Below are 15,341 nucleotides of genomic sequence, written 5' to 3' on the forward strand. Positions count from 1 at the left end.
CGTTGGACCCCGTGTGCTTCTATGCGGCGGGAGTGCTGGCTTCCACCGACGCCCAGTGCCGCCGGAGCCCCTCTGCCAGCCGGTCGGGCTCGATCCGGTGCGGCGGATCGAAGTGGTGGCGGTGGGGAAACACCTCCAGGTGGAAGTCCGGGAAGAAAACCCTGGCCAGCCGGGCTGCAATTTCCCCGTAGTCGTCCGGATGGCTCAAGCCGCCCAGGGCGAAGAACACCGGCCGGTCGAAAGCGGCCAGCCGCGCCCTGTCCAGGTCATATTCTTTGAAGCTGCGCAGGAACGCCCTGATCCCGGCGGGCCGCTTGGCCATCCACGGCGGCGGCGGGCCGGGCTCCTGCGGCGGAAGGACGACGTCGGGCCTCACCTGCAGACGCATGAAGGCGGGCATGAACTGCTCGGGAGGAAGGGACTCCAACTCCTGGTACTGCTTCCAGTGACGCGTGTACGCAGGGCTCCAGTCCCAGTTGCCCGCCCAGGCGGGCTCCAGCAGGGCCAGGCTTTGCAGCCTGTCGGGATGTTTGGCGGCGAACGCAAGTGCGGCGGCGCCGCCACCGGAGTAGCCGACGAGGTGGAACGTTTGCCAGCCCCGTTCGTCGGCTTCGCGCTGGACGCCGTCGACCTCGGTGTCCAGGGTCCAGTCCGCAGGCGGCTCATCGGTTTTGTAGAGCTCGAGGTCTTTGGCGACGGCTTGCACCTCCGGCCCCAGGGCTTGGATCAGGGCTCTATAAGCCAGGTCCGCGGGGAGCACTGAGCCGGGAAGCAGGATGACCCGAAACGGTTCCATGCCAGTACCCTACGCCCGAACTGCACAGGCACAAGGGGGAGTGGAACACCCCTCCTGGCTCGCCGTCGGCTCTGCCTTCGAGATGGTCATTTACCGCCGCAAGATCAGGTGTGGTGGGCTGGATTTAGGGGCGAACGGGTGCGGCCGCTTCGTTTCCGAGCACTGTTGTCCATGGGCGGGCGGTCCACGACGTCACGACGCCGTTGATCACGTAGGGGTCAGCGGCTGCAAAAGCTTCGGCGGCCTCGACTGGGTTCTCGCCGGTGAAGATGAGCAGCCCGGTGAAGGGACCTTCGCCAACTGCCCCGCCCAGCAGAAGCTCGCCGCGTTCGACTGCTTCCCACCCTGCCCTGAGGTGGTCCGCGCGGTATTGTTCGCGGGACTCAAGGTAGTTGTCTGCGTAGGTGTATTCGAGCACGGCGTGCAAGCGCGTCTCCATTCTGTTTGGGGGTTTCAATCGTTGTAGCAGCAGCGTACCCAGTGGCTCTGGTTTCGCTCCCCGCCCGCACCCTAACCTCGCAAGCTCGGCCAGGGAACCCTGCGGGCGTGGGCCCAAGCTCAAACACCGACGGAGGCCACCTCAACCTGTACCCCCGCGTCACGGAACTTCTGCACCTGGGCGGGGTCGGCGCCGTCGTCCGTCACCAGGGTCCAGGGCAGTGCCAACCGTGCCCAGGCGTGGAAGGGCCGCAGGCCAAGCTTGGACGAGTCCGCCAGGACGTACACGTCCCTGCCGCGGCGGGCCATAAGTTCCTTGAGGCGGGTTTGGGCGTGGTCGGCTTCGCAAATGCCGTCCTCGGCGGTGACGGCGTCCGCGCCCAGGAATACGCGGTCGAAGCTCATCCGCTCCAGCGCCACCTCGGCCAGGGGCCCCACAAAACTCTGGGAAAGGCTCCGCAGTCTCCCGCCCAGGCAGTCCACCTCGATGCCCTCGGACTCGGCGAGCTCCTGCAACGTATTGATGCCCGGCGTCGTCACGGACAGCTTCTCAAACCCGCGCAGTTCGTGGGCCAGGGCACCCACGGTGGAGCCGGCGTCGAGCAGGATGTTCTCACCCGGCCGGATCACGGACGTCGCCCAGCGGGCGATGGCGTGCTTTTGCTCAAATGCTTCGCCGGTGCGCTGCCGCAGCGACGCCTCCGGGTGCGCGCCTAGCGCCATCGCCCCGCCGTAGGTGCGGGCCAGCCGGCCCTGCCCGTTCAGCAACGCGAGATCGCGGCGGATGGTGGAAGCTGTCACTTCGAACCGGGCGGAGAGCTCCTCCACGGAAGCCAAACCGGTGGTGACGGCAAGGTGGTAAATCTCCTCGCGCCGCGCGTTTGCGCTCAGCATTCCCGGTCTCCTTCCCGTGGCAGTGGTAACCATGCTAGTTGCGGGCCATGGTTTCGGCGGGCTCAACCACGGGCCGGGACGGCAACGGCCGGTCAGCAATATTACGCTGACCGGCCGTTCGTCACTTGCGAAGTGCTTAGAGAGTCTCGTCCCGTGCCGGCGCCAGGTCCACAGCCTGCCGCAGTGCCTCAAGAAGCGACTCGTGGTCGGCGATGTTCTTGCCCGCGATGTCGAAGGCGGTGCCGTGGTCAACGGACGTGCGCACCACGGGCAGGCCCACGGTGATGTTCACGCCGTTCTCCAGGCCCAGGACCTTCACCGGGCCGTGGCCCTGGTCGTGGTACTGGGCCACCACCAGGTCGAAGTCGCCGCGGCCGGCGAGGAAGAACAGGGTATCCGCCGGGAGCGGGCCGAAGGCGTTGATGCCATCAGCCTGGGCCTTCTCGATGCCCGGCTGGATCTTTTCGGCTTCTTCGCCATAGCCGAACAGTCCGTTTTCACCGGCGTGCGGGTTGATGGCGCACACCGCGATCTTCGGGTTTTCGATGCCGGAAGCCTGCAGCAGCTCATGTCCGCGCTTGATGGTCCGGTACACCAGGTCCCCGTTGATCTTTGCGATCGCGTCGATCAGGCCGATGTGGGTGGTCACGTGGATGACGCGCATCTTCGGGGCGGTCAGCATCATGGAAACTTCCTCGGTGCCGGTCAGTTCGGCGAGGAGTTCGGTGTGGCCCGGGTACTTGTGGCCGGCGGCGTGCAGGGCGGCCTTGTTCAGCGGGCCGGTGCAGATCGCATCCACCTTCTTGTCCATGGCCAGCTGAACGGCCTTCTCGATGAACAGGTAGGAGCCGTGGCCGGCTGCGGCGGAGAGCTCGCCCCAGGCAAGGTCCTCCGGGATGCAGTCGATGTCCAGCACGTCGATGGTGCCCTCGTCGAACAGGGCCTCCGACGGTTCGGCGACCTTGCGCAGGGTCAGCGGGCTGGCGACGATGTCCGCGGCGAGCTGCAGCCGGCGGAGGTCGCCGATGACGAGCATGCGGGCCTTTGACCGCAGTTCGTTGTCAGCCAGGGCATTGACGATGATCTCCGGACCGATGCCGGCCGCATCGCCCATGGTGATGGCAACAATCGGGCGTCCCATTATTTGATACTCATTTCAGTCGTTGTGCCAGTAAGGAATTGTTTGGTCCGGGCCAGCGTACCGGCGTCCCCGAAAGCGCCGGCCTTGGTGACCAGCAGGGGGAGTGGCTCGGGCAGCAGGCTCATCACGACGCCGGGTTCGATCTCCCCGACGACCGTGAAGCTGCCGGCGCCGAGGGCCTTCAGGACTGCAGTGGCCGTTTCGCCGCCCGTGAGAACGAGGGCGTCGCAGTGTCCGATCCCGGCAGCGGTGGCGCGGGCCAGGGCCTCTGCCACCACCAGTGCCCGGGACTTGTCCACGATGCCCATCGGATCCGGCGTCAGCACCACATCCGTGCGGGCCATCGCCTGGGCAACGAGGCGGGGGACCGCCGTATCGTCCAGCGCGGCGTGGTCCAGCGTGATGTGTTCCGCGCCGGCCTCCACGAGTGCCTGGGTTTGCTGCCGGGCAAGGCTCGAGTAGCTGCCGATCACGGTCAGGGTGCGGGTTACATGCCGCTCCTGCGCATTCCGCGCAGCGGTTCCGTCTTGACGCGCAGCGATGTGTCCAGCCAGCCCTCCCGAGCCGACCAGCAGCGTTGGGAAGTCGAGCAGTTCCGCAGCCGCCGCGATGGTTTCGAGGTCATCATCGGAAGCAGCGTCCAGTACGACGGCGTGAGTCCCGCGTTCCTGCACCTCGCGGAGGTGCCGCGCCAGTTCCCCGGGGTCACGTCCGGCCCCGCCGGCAGCCTCGGCGGTCAGCCCGCCTGCAGCAAGGGCTCCGGCGACGTCGCCGCCAAAGTTCCCTTCGGAGTTCCCGACACCGCCCACGTGGACGATGCCGCCCTGGGTGGTTCTTCCCGTGCCCGGGAACGCGGGAGCCACAACGGCCAGGCCTTTGCCGCGGCCATCTGTAAGCTGCGCCAGTGTTGCCGCGACTTCCACACCCACATTGCCCCGCAGCAGGGAGTCGATCTTCTTGAAGACCCGGCGGTGCTGCCCGAGGGCACGCCGGGCCGCCGTCGTGACGGCTGCGGCGGCTTCCACCGGAGCCAGGTAACGGCTCTCGGTGTTGATCGAAAGGATCTGGGCTTCGGGCCAGGCGGAGTCGACGTCCAGGATGACGCAACTGCTGTGCGTGGGACCGTAGGCGGCGGCCGCATCGGCCGCCCCCGTCAGGTCATCGGCGATGATTGCCCACCGCGTGGCAGCGTTGGTGTTCATACTGCGTGTGAAACCTCTGGTGATGCTGCCGCTTCCTTGTTCTTCAGGCGCTTGGCGTACCAGGCAACCACAAGGGGGCAGCCGATGGCCGTGACCACCACGGAGGCGGCAACCAGAACTGTGGCAGGTCCGGCGGCGGGAGCGTAGGCAGGGTTGGCTGCGGCTACCAGCATGGGAACCGTGGCGGCGTTGCCCGCGGTGGTGGCCGCTGCCAGGCCGGCAATGCCGGAGCCTCCCGTCAGCTTGTCAGCGAAGAAGAGGACAGCTCCGCCGGCGATCAGTACGAACAGGCCAAGCGCCACACCCAAGAGCCCTGCGTTGACGACCTGACCCAGGTTCAGGCCGAAGCCCAATGCGAGGGCGAAGAACGGAATCAGGACCGGGGCCGCGGAGGAGAGGAACTTGCGCATGGCCGGGTCGAGCGCGCCAAGGATGGCTCCGAGGAGCAGGGGGATGATGGCACCCACCAGGGCCTGCCACGGGAAGGCCGAGAGGCCGGCAACGCCCAGGGTCACCATGGTCAGGAAGGGACCCGACTCCAGCGTCATGACAGAGTAGGCAGCCACGTCCTTGGGCTTGCCGTACTGGCCCATGAGGGCCATGTACATGCCGCCGTTGGTGTCGTTGAGGGCTGCCAGGATGGCCAGGACCGACAGGCCGCTGAGGATTCCGCCGTCGATGGGAAGCTCACCCATGAAGCGGCCGGCGACGACGCCGATGATGACGGCGAACAGGACCTTGCTGCCGAACAGGACGCCGCCCTTTTTCAGGATGTACGGGGTGGCCTTGATGTCGATGCTGGCACCCATGCAGACGTAGAACACGGCGAGGATGGTGGTGCCGCCGGTGAACAGCGCGCCGGTGAATGAGCCGAAGAATTTGGCGGAATCCGGTGCGAAGGTGCCCAGGATTGCACCGATGAGCAGGGGGATCAACATCATGCCGCCGGGGACTTTTTCCATGGTGGCCTTGATGGGGACAGACATGTTGCAACCTCATTGTTGTTGGGGGAGAGGGGTCGAGCGCTCGGCTCGAAGCATGATTAAAATCATAAACACTGTTGCGCATTTAGCGCAACCCCAAATGCGCACAACGCGCAGAAAACGAGTCGGAAGCCCGGCGGAAGCTTCCCGGGCGGCTTGCTTTTCCGGTGTTTCATGGGGCCGCATTTCTTTCGCAAGCAACTCATGTTGACGGTGCAGGTCGGCGAGCGTAGAACGACGAATAGGGGCAGTCTTCGGCCGGAAATCCGCCCGGAATCAGTCAATGCGCCGAGCAAAGCCCAGGAGGAAATCATGGTCAAGTCCTCAGAAACGGTCATTCTTGCCCGGAAACCGCAGGAGGTGTTCCGGTTCGTCGCGGACCTCCGGAATGAACCCAAGTGGCACACGGACGTTGACTCCGTGCCCCAAGGGACGGACCCTGTTCCGGTGGTGGGCAAGACGTATCCGCTCAAGTTCAAGCCGTTCATGGGAACCACTGACGGGACCTTGACTGCGGTTGACGTCCAGCAGGATGCGCGCGTGGTGTATCGGGGCGAGTTCGGGGGACTCCAGCCAACCATTTCCTACAGCATGGAGCCTGCCGGGGAAGGGACCCGGTTTACGCGTTCCGTTGAGTTGCACCCCTCCGGTCTGAAGATGCTGATGGCTCCGGTGATGGCTTTTATGGTGCCTCGCAACAACAAAGAGGTTGTCGGGAACCTCAAACGGCAGCTCGACGCCTGAAATTCGAGGACCCACTGGATAGTTTCATCGCTGCTCCCGATACCTGCACTGCGCGTTAGCTCACCGCAGTCAAAAGCCCCAGGCCATACCCGGGGTTAGCCCGGCGATGCGGAAAGACGGTTCGCTCATCGTCCGACTTCGCCACGTGGAGCAACTCGGCGGCTTCCGTGATGAGGGAATCGGTGCTCGCGTCCGTGCGCACCTCAAGCCGCCGTGATTTTGCACTCGGCATTGGAACCTCCACATATAAGTGTCGGCACTTGTACGTTTGCTGCTGCTCGGACCGTGCCCTACTCCCGGAAGTTCAGGGCGTCGAACTGCTCCTGCCAGAGGGACTTTTCCTGGTTCACGTACTGCCTGTACGACGCGGTCCATTTGGGCCAGATGTCGGATGCTGCGTGGGTTTCGGCTGTGGGCCGGTCCGGAGCCTGGGCAACGATCCGCGGGGCTGGCACCTGGGGCACGTTCGGCCTCTGCCGGACGGGCGGCTGCGACGGCGCGTTCAGTCGGTTTGTTGGCCCGGAAAGCAGTGGTTTCAGGTCCATCAGCCAGAGGACGATCTTGGATACCGTCCAGATAATGCCGAACAGGACCATGGCAACGAAAAGGAAAGCAATCCAGAGTAGGAGCCCGATGAACACCATGACCCATTTTACCTAGCTGGTGCCCGTTTTGGGGTGCGGATTCGGGTTTGGACAGGCTCGGTTTCGCTCCCCACCCGCCCCCTAACCTCGCAAGTCCATGCCGGCTCCCTGCCCTCGCAAGCTCGGGCCGGGGCCCTCGCCGCCCTGGCTCCACGGCCAGGGAACCCTGGGGGCGTGGGCCCGGCTCAACCACCGGATTCCGGCAGGCTCAACCACCGGGTTTCGCTCCCCACCCGCCCCCTAACCTCGCAAGCTCGGCCAGGGAACCCTGCGGGCGTGGGCCCGGCTCAACCACCGGGTTACAGCTCGAGTGTGAACACCCACAGCAGCACGTCCTCGCCGCGCACGTACCAGTCCCGCTCCGGTGCGCGCCGGAAGCCGAGCGACTCATACAGCCTGTGGGCGCGCTCCATAAACGTGGCACTGGTGATGCTGATGGCCTCGATGCCGGGCATTTGCCGGGCGTGCTCCACTACCTTGCCCACCACTGCACGGCCCAGGCCATTGCCCTGCGACGCCGGGTCGACGGCCAGCATCCGGAACTCCAGCTCACCGTCCCGGGCGATCTCGCTGTACGGCTCGCCGGCAAACGTCAGCGTCACAGCCGCCACCACCCGGCTGCCCGATTCCGCCACCCAAACCTCAGCATGCTCGGCCCGGTGCTCCACGTCCTCCAGCACGCTCATGTACGGATGGTCCGTCGCGAAGTGCCCAGCCGCCAGATAGGCATCGCGGGTGATGCGTCGGACCTCCGGCAAGTCCGACGGCGCCGCCAGCCTGAATGCGATGCTCACCGCGCGCCTGCGGTCGCGGCAGTCCGCTCGACATAGTGACCCAGCCGTGCCAGTCCCGGCTGTGACGAGGGATCGCCCACTGCGTCCCCGCCCACCGCGTTGGCCACAGCCAGTGCCCGGGCGTAGTCCAGTCCCTGCTGCAGCGCCAGGACCAGGGCGGCGCAGAACGCATCACCGGCGCCGATGGTGTTGGCTACCGCCACTGACGCCGACGGTGCCTCGGCTACCTTCCTGCCGTGCTCAAACATGGCCGAGCCTTCGCCGCCGTACGTCACCGCCACCAGCTTCGCCGTCGCGAGGGCGGGGATCAGGGCGTACTCGCTTTCGTTCACGATCACCAGGTCGCAGCGCTCCAGCAGCTCCGCCGGCAGGTCCATGGCAGGCGCGGCGTTCAGCACAAAGTAGCCCGTCGACCGGCGGGCAGCCTCCAGCACCACCGGCAGGCCCACTTCCAGCTGGCACAGCACCGCCTCGTCCGGGCCGAACTCGACGCCTTCCAACGACAGATGGGAGTTGGCGCCCGGGCACACCACGATCTGGTTCTCGCCGTCGCGGTCCACCACAATGAGGGCCGTCCCCGTCGGCTGGGGCAGGACGGCCACGTCGGCAGTGTCGACGCCGGCGTTCGCCAGGGCGTCCAGCATCAGCCGGCCGTGTGCATCGCTGCCCACCGCGCCGACCATGCGTGCGCTGCCGCCCAGCCGGGCGGCGGCTGCGGCCTGGTTGGCCCCCTTGCCGCCGGGCTGCTCGGACAGGACGGCATCGCCGATGGTTTCGCCAGCGGTGGGGAGCCGCTGGGCGGTGGCGATCAGGTCCAGGTTGATGCTGCCCACAACGGTGAGGGCAGGAAGTTGGTTGCTCATGAGATTCCTTACGGGGGAGGAGCCGGAAGCGGCCGGATTAGGAAATAGTGTACGGCACTGTTGTACTTGTCAGTCATACATGGTTGTATAACAACTCACATCCACAAGGCAGTAAGCCCAAAACAAAGGAGTTTGATGTGAACACCCCAACCCCCGCGGCAGCCGCGCCTCCCGCCCAAGCCGCCGACGCCGCCGTCGTCCATGAAACGAATGCCCCCACATTCCAGGGCCGCCGCGCAGCCCTGCTGATCTCAACCCTCCTGCTCGGCGTGCTGTCCTTCCAGCTCAACGCCAGCATGGTCACCCCTGCACTGCCGCAGATCGCCGCCGAATTCGGCCAGGGCGCGGACAGCGCCGCCCCCGTCCAGTCCATGTTCTTCCTGGCCGGCGCCATCGCCGGGCCCGTGATCGGCCGGTGGAGCGACTTCATCGGCCGCCGCGCCGCGCTGCTCCTGGTCCTCGGCATCATGGGTGCCGGGACCATTCTCTGCATCACCGCCCCCACCCTGCCGCTGCTGGTCACCGGCCGGTTCCTGCAGGGCGTCTCCAGCGCCGTCTTCGCGCTCGCCTATATCGTGCTCAGCGAGAACCTCCAGGCCAAGGTCTTCGGCACCTCCGTGGGCATCATCGCGGCCATCAACGGCGGAATCGGCGGCGTGGACGGCTACGTGGGCGGGCTGATGGCCGAGACGCTCGGCTTCCGGTCCATCTTCGGCGTCGTCCTGGTCCTCACCGCCATCGCGGCCGCGTGCATCATCAAAATGGTGCCCAAGGGCCGTCCCGCAGGTGTCCGCGGCGCCATGGACTGGTGGGGCGCCGGGTCCCTCTCGCTGTTCCTGGTGTTCATCACCTACTTCGTCTCCGGGGGTTCGGCAGCAGGCTGGACCGCACCCTCCACCCTGATCCTGCTGGCCGGCACCATCGCGTCCTTCGCCGCCTTCTGGCTGATCGAGAAGCGCCGCAGCAACCCGCTGATCGCCGTCCACCACCTGCGCTCACGCCAGGTGTGGCCGGTCATCGCCACCACCGTCCTCACCCTGGCCGGCATCTTCGCCATCATCAACTTCACCGTGGTGCTGCTCAGCCAGGATCCCGACGGCGGATTCGGGCTGACCGCGTCCGTCTCGGCTTTGCTGTTCCTCACCCCGGCCGCGCTCATCGGCGTTTTCGCCGCACCTTTGGCCGGCTGGCTGGCCGACCGTCGCGGCTGGATCAAGACCCTCCGGTTTGGCACGGGGCTCAGCCTCGCCTGCGCCATCGCTGCCGCCACCTTCTCCACCAACCAGACGGCGGTGCTGATCGCCGTCGCAGCCCTGGGCATCTTCTACAACGGACTGTTCCTCACCGCCATCAACGGACTCTCGGTGCTCCTCTCACCCAAGGAAGCCCCGGCCGCCCTGCCCGGCATCAACGGTGCGTCCTTCGGCATCGGGGCGAGCCTCGGCGTCGTCCTCGTGGCGCCCTTCGCCGCCCAGGCCACGGCCGCCGGGTATGCCAGCGCCCTCTGGATCTCGGTGGCCATCACCGCCGCCGCGTTCATCGTCAGCCTCTTCGTCGCCGCCCCCAAGGGCGAGACCGTCTAACCCGCTTCAACCGAAAGAGAACCACCATCATGACCGCCACCTCCCCGTTCTACCTGGACTGCGACACCGGAATCGACGACGCCCTCGCCCTGGCCTACCTGCTGGCCGCCCCCGCCGCCGATGTGGTGGGCATCGGGACCGTCAGCGGCAACGTCAGTGCCGCCGTCGGCGCCCGCAACACCCTGGACCTGCTCCAGCTCGCCGGCCACGCCCACATCCCTGTGGCGCTCGGCGCGCATGACCCCCTCGCCGGTTCGTTCGGCGGCGGGGCGCCGTGGGTGCACGGTGGGAACGGGATCGGCGAGGTGGCGCTGACGACGGCGGCCGCTTCCGTTGCGGGGGAGTCCGCGGCGGAGATGCTGGTGCGGCTTGCCCGTTTGTACCCTGGCACGTTGAAGGTCCTGGCGATCGGCCCGCTGACCAACATCGCCGAGGCCCTCCGGCTGGAGCCTTCCCTGCCGTCCCTGGTGGAGTCCATCACCGTGATGGGCGGTGCTGCCCTGGCTCCGGGGAACATCACGCCGGTGGCCGAAGCCAACATCCACAATGACCCCGAGGCCGCCGCGCTGGTGCTGGCCGCCGACTGGGACATCACCTTGGTGCCGCTGGACGTGACCATGGCTTCTGTCCTGGAGGAATCGCACCGGCAGGAACTGCTGGCGTCTCCGTCGCCCGTGGCGCAGGCGCTGGGGGAGATGCTGGGCTACTACTTCCGGTTTTACGAGGGTATTTACGGCCGGCCCTGCTCTGCCATGCATGACCCGCTGGCGGCGGCGCTCGCGGTAGGCGGGGCTCAGGCGGCGGTGGCACCCGTGGTGCGGGCCGCCGTCGACACCTCCGACGGGCCTGGCCGCGGCCAGACCATCTGCGACATGCGCGGCCTGTACGCCGGCTACCCTCCGGTGGCGGGCGCGAGGTGCCGGGTTGTGCTCGCGCTCGAGGAGGACTTCGCCCCGCACCTGGTGGAGACGCTGTTGAGCTACTTTCCGGCGGGGAGCGAAACCACGACGGCGGCACTCGCCTCAGCGGGATCGGCCGTCTAAAGCGTCTCGGGGACCGGGCGGCCGGGGAAGAGCGTGGCGTACTGTTTCCGGTACAGCCTGCGCCCAAAGAGACGGTAGGCAAGGCGGACCGGCGGGGGAATTTCCTTGAACATTTCCCTCCGGTCCGCGGGCGGATTCGTGGCCAGCACCATCCCGAGGTATCCCACCAGGAACTTCTTGTCGAGCTGGTCGATCCCGTGCTGCGCGGCCGTCTTCATCTCCTTCTCGGTCAGCACCCTGTCCACCACCGGCATCACTTCAGTGACTTCGCGGCGCAGGTGGATGTTGAGGACGGCCTTCAGGTCTTCGTAGCGTGCAGCGAGTTCTGAACCGGTTTCGGCGTCTGCCGTCTGCATCCATTGCAGGCGGAGCGGCTCGATGGCCTCGAGGCGTTGGGTGACCTGCCGGTGCTGCTCGAGCATCTGCGCCACGTGGAGCGCGCAGCCCGGTGCCCGCTCCTTCATCGGCGGGTACATGAGCAGGTCCTCGCCTTCGTGATGGATGTGGAGCACCTTGTCGAAGTTTCCCAGCACGTCGCCCACGTAGGCTGCGCGGGCAGTGTCTCCGGCTGCGGCGGAGCGCACAAGCCCGGGCGCCTCCTCATAGGCCCACAGGAAAAAGCGGTGAATGCGCCGCATGCCGGCGGTCCCGCCGCACAGGATGGGTCCGGCTGGCAGCGGAGCTGCGGTCTCGCCGGGCTGCATGGTGAAGAAGTCGGTCATCGGTGGGCCCCTTTGCGCTCGTTATGGCAGACCAGGCCCTCTCCCCGCCAGCATCGTAGCCGCTGCCCGCAATGGGGCACAATGGGCTCCGGTTTGCTGGGGGCGTAAGTACATTTCACCGCCCGGTACAGGGATTTAATCACCCCAGGAATTGGGTATAGGGGATTGATTGCGCACCTTTTCGCACCCGGCCTACGCTTTGCATACCTGGCATGTGGCGGTGGTTGTTTCTGGGCCGGCCATCGCTTTGCCAGTTCGATGCATAAGTCCCCAGTAGAAACAGCGATCAACATGAATGCTCCGTCCGCTGGCTTCGCAAACCCCCTGCCTTGGGGTCTGAGACGATCTTCAGCCTTGTCAGGCGGCGGGTTGACGTTCAGGCGTAGATGCCTGGCCATAGCCTCCTCCCTTTGTCTGCTGGCTGGGTTCGCCATCATGGCACCCACAACGGCAAATGCGGCAACAATCACCTCGGTGGCCACCATGGACACCTACACTCAGCGGGACAGGCCGGCCACGAACTTCGGGACCAGCGCCCGCTTGTCTACCGAGGGACGCGCGGGCATCTGGCGGCACACGTTCCTGCGGTTCAACGTTCAGGTTCCTGCCGGCCAACACGTTGTTTCTGCCAAACTGCGGGCTTATTCGGAGGCGTCTGCGACGTCCACCCAGTTCGTGGATGTTTCCACCACATCCGGGGGCTGGACCGAACGGGGACTCACCTGGAATAACGCACCCGCGGCCGGGACATGGCTGGGGAGAGCCGGAGGCTTCCGCACGGGCTCCTGGGTTGAATGGGATGTGACCCAGGGCGTCAGCGCAAAAGGAGGCGAACAGAACTTCAAGCTGGAAAGCGGAGCGCAGAAGTGGATCGGATTCAAATCAAAGGAATCCCCTAGTTCCACCCTCCGGCCCCGGCTGGTGGTGACCACCGCGCCGGACACGGGTTCCTCCACCGAGGCCGCGGTGCTCCATGGCTGGGGCGCGCCTGTTGCCGGCGACGAGTTCAATTATGCAGGTGCCCCGGACGCCACGAAGTGGAACGTCTACAACAGCCTGGGGCACGGAGGCAACGGTATCCGGAGTCCGCAGCAGGCTGCCGTGAATGGTTCCACGATGGTCATCACCGGGACACCGGACGGAACTACCGCCGGCATGTCCGCCAAGTTCGCACGCCAGAAGTATGGGCGGTGGGAGATCCGTGCGGCGGGGTCCGGTGACAACGAATACCGTTTGGTGTCCCTTCTGTGGCCGGACAGTGGAAACTGGCCATGTGAAGGCGAAATCGACTACGCGGAAACCACCGGTGACTGGAACCTGATCAAGTTCTTCCACCACTATGGATGCACGAACTCGCAGACGTCAGGGTCCATGGTCCTGGACATTTCCCAGTTCCACAACTACGCGGTTGACTGGTCGCCGAATGGAATGGTCGGCTACATCGACGGCGTGAAGTGGTTTGAGGACACCGACCCTGCGCACCAGCCTCCAGCGTCGATGCACCAGACACTTCAACTGGACTGGTTCCCGGACGGGACTCCCGACGGCCCCGGCGAGATGCGGGTGGACTGGGTCCGTGTGTATGCGGCTGGACGCTAGGTGCAGTTCGGCCGCCGAAAAGTCCCCGACCAAAAGACCCGGACGCCGGTGTCCGTCAGGACTGGAGGGACTGCATCACGGAAAGGTGCCCGGCCCGTGCGGCCACCAGGCATTTGGCCAGGTAAAAGGGCTGGTTGCCGTACCTGACGTACTGCGTGAGGACCAGCACAGGATCCGACGGGCGGAGGTCCAGCAGCTTGGCGCGGCTGGGCCCCACCTGGCTCAGGCTGATCTGGCACTCGCCCGGACCGGGAAGCCGGCCCAGCTGTTTGTTGAGGGAGGCAAGCAAAGTACTGCCGCCGTCGTCCTCTATGTCCAAAGGCGCGGCAGGGCCGGTGCCGAGGCTGACCGGCTGGGCGGAAATGTTTTCCTGCAGGTGGGCGATGGCCTCGCCGTCGCGGATCAGGACAGATTCCCAGAGCCAGCAGTCGGTGCCCGGCTCGACGCCGACGCCTGGCGCGGCGAACTCGGACGCGGGCTGGCGCACCACCTGGACGCGCTTGACCTCGAGCTGTTGTCCGGCAGTGCCGAGGACTTCCTCGAAGGGGCGGATGCGTTCGATGCCGATGCGGGGGAGGGTGTCCGAGACGAAACGGCCGACGCCGCGCCTCGCCCTGATGAGCCCGTCCTCCTCCAGCAGCATGAGGGCTTCGCGGACCACTGTGCGGCTGACTTTCATGTCCGCCCCGAGTTCGGTTTCTGTGGGGATCATGGAGCCGGGCGTGAGGAGTCCGTTGCGGATGGCCTCGGCGATCCGGGAGTACACCGCCACGCGGAGGGGGGAGCCGGGCTGGGCGGCCACCGGCTGGGACAGGAACCGGGCGGCGTCCTGGTGCACGTTATGCCTCGCTTCGTGGGTCTGGGATTTCCAGCCTACCGGTGTGACGGGTTTGTTGGACAACAGGACAGCGAAGGATCCAGTCGCCGGTCAACCGCCTGAATCCAATGGAGTCACGCAGCGCCCGCCACGGCTGACGCCAACTGCAAGGATCCGACCGCGAAGGCGGCCGCGACCGCTATGCCCGTGACGACGGCGTTGTAGTAGCTCCTTCCTGCGGGCCGAAGTGAGGCCCAACTGTAGGCGGCGCTCATGAAGCAGCCGTTGAGGCTGTCGAGCAGCATCATGCCGGCGGCAAAAAGAACCGGCAGCACCAGGCCCGCGTAGGGGGCGGTCAACAGCAGTCCTCCTGCCGTAACGCAAAGGAAGGCGACCTCCAGGGCTGTGTCCAGCCCCAGTCCAAAAAGCATTCCCACCAGGAACATTCCGCCGGGCCTGTCCACCACCCAGGACGTTCGGGACAGCAGCATGCTTACCGGCGTTCTGACTGCGGGAAATGTTCCCTCGCCATGGCTTGCCCGGGGAGGGGCCTGCCTTCTGAAGGCGCCAAGCAGCGCTTTGAGATTGGCGAGGCCGATGACGTAGAGGAACAGGCCTGCCACCAGCGCCCCTGCCGGCCCAAACGCCTGGGGGACGGCCCCCTCCAGGGATGGAGCGGCGGCAAAGCTGTGGATTCCCAGCGTTATCAGTCCGGACAACACAAAGACCAATGAGCAGTGGCCCAGGGAGAACCAGTATCCGACAGATGCGGCGGGGCGGCCCTGTTGAATCAGTGTGCGCGTCACCCCGTCGATCGCGGCGATGTGGTCGGCATCGAAAGCGTGGCGGAGTCCCAACAGGTATGCCGTCAGCCCAAGCCCGGCCAAGGTGAACCCTGGTCCGGACTTTGGAGGCGGAGCGAGCAGTAGGACGCCGCCCCATCCAAGGACGTGCAGAAACACAATGAACGCCGTGGCCATTCCGCCTGGGAAGAGCCAGCCCGGTGCTTTCACGGTGGCTGATACCGCGCGCCGCATCCGAAGCCGGTGAGCGACGGCTTGGGCCTGCATTGCCAGGG

The 15,341-nt window shown here is 66.1% G+C and carries 16 protein-coding genes; 4 read left to right on the forward strand and 12 right to left on the reverse strand.

What is annotated here, in order from left to right:
- Nucleotides 1–19: 19 nt before the first annotated feature.
- The 6 genes from QRN11_RS19870 to QRN11_RS19895 form a co-directional block, all read right to left on the reverse strand.
- Nucleotides 20–796, reverse strand: coding sequence for an alpha/beta fold hydrolase (locus QRN11_RS19870; RefSeq protein ID WP_285314195.1), 777 nt, complete (start codon nucleotides 794–796; stop codon nucleotides 20–22).
- 124 nt (nucleotides 797–920) lie between these two features.
- Entirely contained in the window at nucleotides 921–1,223 is a 303-nt protein-coding gene (locus QRN11_RS19875) for a YciI-like protein (protein ID WP_091417804.1), read from the reverse strand.
- A gap of 131 nt (nucleotides 1,224–1,354) precedes the next feature.
- Nucleotides 1,355–2,128, reverse strand: coding sequence for a DeoR/GlpR family DNA-binding transcription regulator (locus QRN11_RS19880; RefSeq protein ID WP_285314196.1), 774 nt, complete (start codon nucleotides 2,126–2,128; stop codon nucleotides 1,355–1,357).
- Between the two features lie 136 nt (nucleotides 2,129–2,264).
- A complete protein-coding gene (gene pdxA / locus QRN11_RS19885; protein ID WP_285314197.1) occupies nucleotides 2,265–3,269 on the reverse strand; it encodes a 4-hydroxythreonine-4-phosphate dehydrogenase PdxA in 1,005 nt (334 codons plus the stop codon).
- Nucleotides 3,269–4,471 carry a four-carbon acid sugar kinase family protein gene (locus QRN11_RS19890; RefSeq protein WP_285314198.1) on the reverse strand — a complete coding sequence of 401 codons (1,203 nt, stop codon included), beginning with the start codon at nucleotides 4,469–4,471 and terminating at the stop codon, nucleotides 3,269–3,271. The genes pdxA and QRN11_RS19890 overlap by 1 nt, the downstream gene beginning before the upstream one ends.
- Entirely contained in the window at nucleotides 4,468–5,457 is a 990-nt protein-coding gene (locus QRN11_RS19895) for a 2-keto-3-deoxygluconate permease (RefSeq protein WP_285314199.1), read from the reverse strand. The genes QRN11_RS19890 and QRN11_RS19895 overlap by 4 nt, the downstream gene beginning before the upstream one ends.
- 309 nt (nucleotides 5,458–5,766) lie before the next feature.
- Here QRN11_RS19895 and QRN11_RS19900 point away from each other — a divergent pair, with 309 nt between their 5' ends.
- Nucleotides 5,767–6,198: an SRPBCC family protein gene (locus tag QRN11_RS19900; protein ID WP_285314200.1), complete on the forward strand. Its 432-nt coding sequence runs from the start codon at nucleotides 5,767–5,769 to the stop codon at nucleotides 6,196–6,198.
- 290 nt (nucleotides 6,199–6,488) lie between these two features.
- Here the strand turns inward: QRN11_RS19900 and QRN11_RS19905 are convergent, their stop codons facing one another.
- From QRN11_RS19905 to QRN11_RS19915, 3 genes are all read right to left on the reverse strand, one after another.
- Nucleotides 6,489–6,842, reverse strand: coding sequence for a hypothetical protein (locus tag QRN11_RS19905; protein ID WP_285314201.1), 354 nt, complete (start codon nucleotides 6,840–6,842; stop codon nucleotides 6,489–6,491).
- A gap of 299 nt (nucleotides 6,843–7,141) precedes the next feature.
- Nucleotides 7,142–7,636, reverse strand: a complete 495-nt coding sequence (locus tag QRN11_RS19910; RefSeq protein ID WP_285314202.1) for a GNAT family N-acetyltransferase — start codon at nucleotides 7,634–7,636, stop codon at nucleotides 7,142–7,144.
- Nucleotides 7,633–8,499: a ribokinase gene (locus tag QRN11_RS19915; RefSeq protein ID WP_142057663.1), complete on the reverse strand. Its 867-nt coding sequence runs from the start codon at nucleotides 8,497–8,499 to the stop codon at nucleotides 7,633–7,635. Before QRN11_RS19915 ends, QRN11_RS19910 begins: the two co-directional genes overlap by 4 nt.
- A 137-nt stretch (nucleotides 8,500–8,636) precedes the next feature.
- On the opposite strand from QRN11_RS19915, the gene QRN11_RS19920 reads away from it, so the two are divergent.
- Both QRN11_RS19920 and QRN11_RS19925 read left to right on the forward strand, forming a co-directional pair.
- Entirely contained in the window at nucleotides 8,637–10,082 is a 1,446-nt protein-coding gene (locus tag QRN11_RS19920) for an MFS transporter (RefSeq protein ID WP_285314203.1), read from the forward strand.
- 29 nt (nucleotides 10,083–10,111) lie between these two features.
- Nucleotides 10,112–11,125, forward strand: coding sequence for a nucleoside hydrolase (locus QRN11_RS19925; RefSeq protein WP_285314204.1), 1,014 nt, complete (start codon nucleotides 10,112–10,114; stop codon nucleotides 11,123–11,125).
- On the opposite strand, the gene QRN11_RS19930 is transcribed toward QRN11_RS19925, so the two are convergent.
- The gene (locus QRN11_RS19930; RefSeq protein WP_285314205.1) at nucleotides 11,122–11,847 is read right to left on the reverse strand and encodes a hemerythrin domain-containing protein; all 726 of its coding nucleotides are present in this window, start codon (nucleotides 11,845–11,847) and stop codon (nucleotides 11,122–11,124) included. The genes QRN11_RS19925 and QRN11_RS19930 overlap by 4 nt on opposite strands.
- Before the next feature lie 435 nt (nucleotides 11,848–12,282).
- On the opposite strand from QRN11_RS19930, the gene QRN11_RS19935 reads away from it, so the two are divergent.
- Entirely contained in the window at nucleotides 12,283–13,446 is a 1,164-nt protein-coding gene (locus QRN11_RS19935) for a CBM96 family carbohydrate-binding protein (RefSeq protein ID WP_285314206.1), read from the forward strand.
- A 55-nt stretch (nucleotides 13,447–13,501) separates the two neighbouring features.
- Here the strand turns inward: QRN11_RS19935 and QRN11_RS19940 are convergent, their stop codons facing one another.
- Both QRN11_RS19940 and QRN11_RS19945 read right to left on the reverse strand, forming a co-directional pair.
- On the reverse strand, nucleotides 13,502–14,284 hold the full coding sequence (locus QRN11_RS19940) for a GntR family transcriptional regulator (protein ID WP_142057866.1): 783 nt from the start codon (nucleotides 14,282–14,284) through the stop codon (nucleotides 13,502–13,504).
- 113 nt (nucleotides 14,285–14,397) lie between these two features.
- On the reverse strand, nucleotides 14,398–15,333 hold the full coding sequence (locus QRN11_RS19945) for a HoxN/HupN/NixA family nickel/cobalt transporter (protein WP_285314207.1): 936 nt from the start codon (nucleotides 15,331–15,333) through the stop codon (nucleotides 14,398–14,400).
- Nucleotides 15,334–15,341: the final 8 nt, after the last annotated feature.

The sequence above is a fragment of the Pseudarthrobacter sp. fls2-241-R2A-168 genome, assembly GCF_030209335.1.
Lineage (GTDB): Bacteria > Actinomycetota > Actinomycetes > Actinomycetales > Micrococcaceae > Arthrobacter.

Excerpts from the sequence above, each read along its gene's own strand:
- QRN11_RS19880 (WP_285314196.1), bottom strand. The coding sequence starts at position 2,128 with ATGCTGAGCGCAAACGCGCGGCGCGAGGAGATTTACCACCTTGCCGTC.
- QRN11_RS19900 (WP_285314200.1), top strand. The coding sequence starts at position 5,767 with ATGGTCAAGTCCTCAGAAACGGTCATTCTTGCCCGGAAACCGCAGGAG.
- QRN11_RS19945 (WP_285314207.1), bottom strand. The coding sequence starts at position 15,333 with ATGCAGGCCCAAGCCGTCGCTCACCGGCTTCGGATGCGGCGCGCGGTA.
- pdxA (WP_285314197.1), bottom strand. The coding sequence starts at position 3,269 with ATGGGACGCCCGATTGTTGCCATCACCATGGGCGATGCGGCCGGCATC.
- QRN11_RS19930 (WP_285314205.1), bottom strand. The coding sequence starts at position 11,847 with ATGACCGACTTCTTCACCATGCAGCCCGGCGAGACCGCAGCTCCGCTG.
- QRN11_RS19895 (WP_285314199.1), bottom strand. The coding sequence starts at position 5,457 with ATGTCTGTCCCCATCAAGGCCACCATGGAAAAAGTCCCCGGCGGCATG.
- QRN11_RS19890 (WP_285314198.1), bottom strand. The coding sequence starts at position 4,471 with ATGAACACCAACGCTGCCACGCGGTGGGCAATCATCGCCGATGACCTG.
- QRN11_RS19870 (WP_285314195.1), bottom strand. The coding sequence starts at position 796 with ATGGAACCGTTTCGGGTCATCCTGCTTCCCGGCTCAGTGCTCCCCGCG.
- QRN11_RS19905 (WP_285314201.1), bottom strand. The coding sequence starts at position 6,842 with ATGGTGTTCATCGGGCTCCTACTCTGGATTGCTTTCCTTTTCGTTGCC.
- QRN11_RS19925 (WP_285314204.1), top strand. The coding sequence starts at position 10,112 with ATGACCGCCACCTCCCCGTTCTACCTGGACTGCGACACCGGAATCGAC.
- QRN11_RS19915 (WP_142057663.1), bottom strand. The coding sequence starts at position 8,499 with ATGAGCAACCAACTTCCTGCCCTCACCGTTGTGGGCAGCATCAACCTG.
- QRN11_RS19935 (WP_285314206.1), top strand. The coding sequence starts at position 12,283 with ATGGCACCCACAACGGCAAATGCGGCAACAATCACCTCGGTGGCCACC.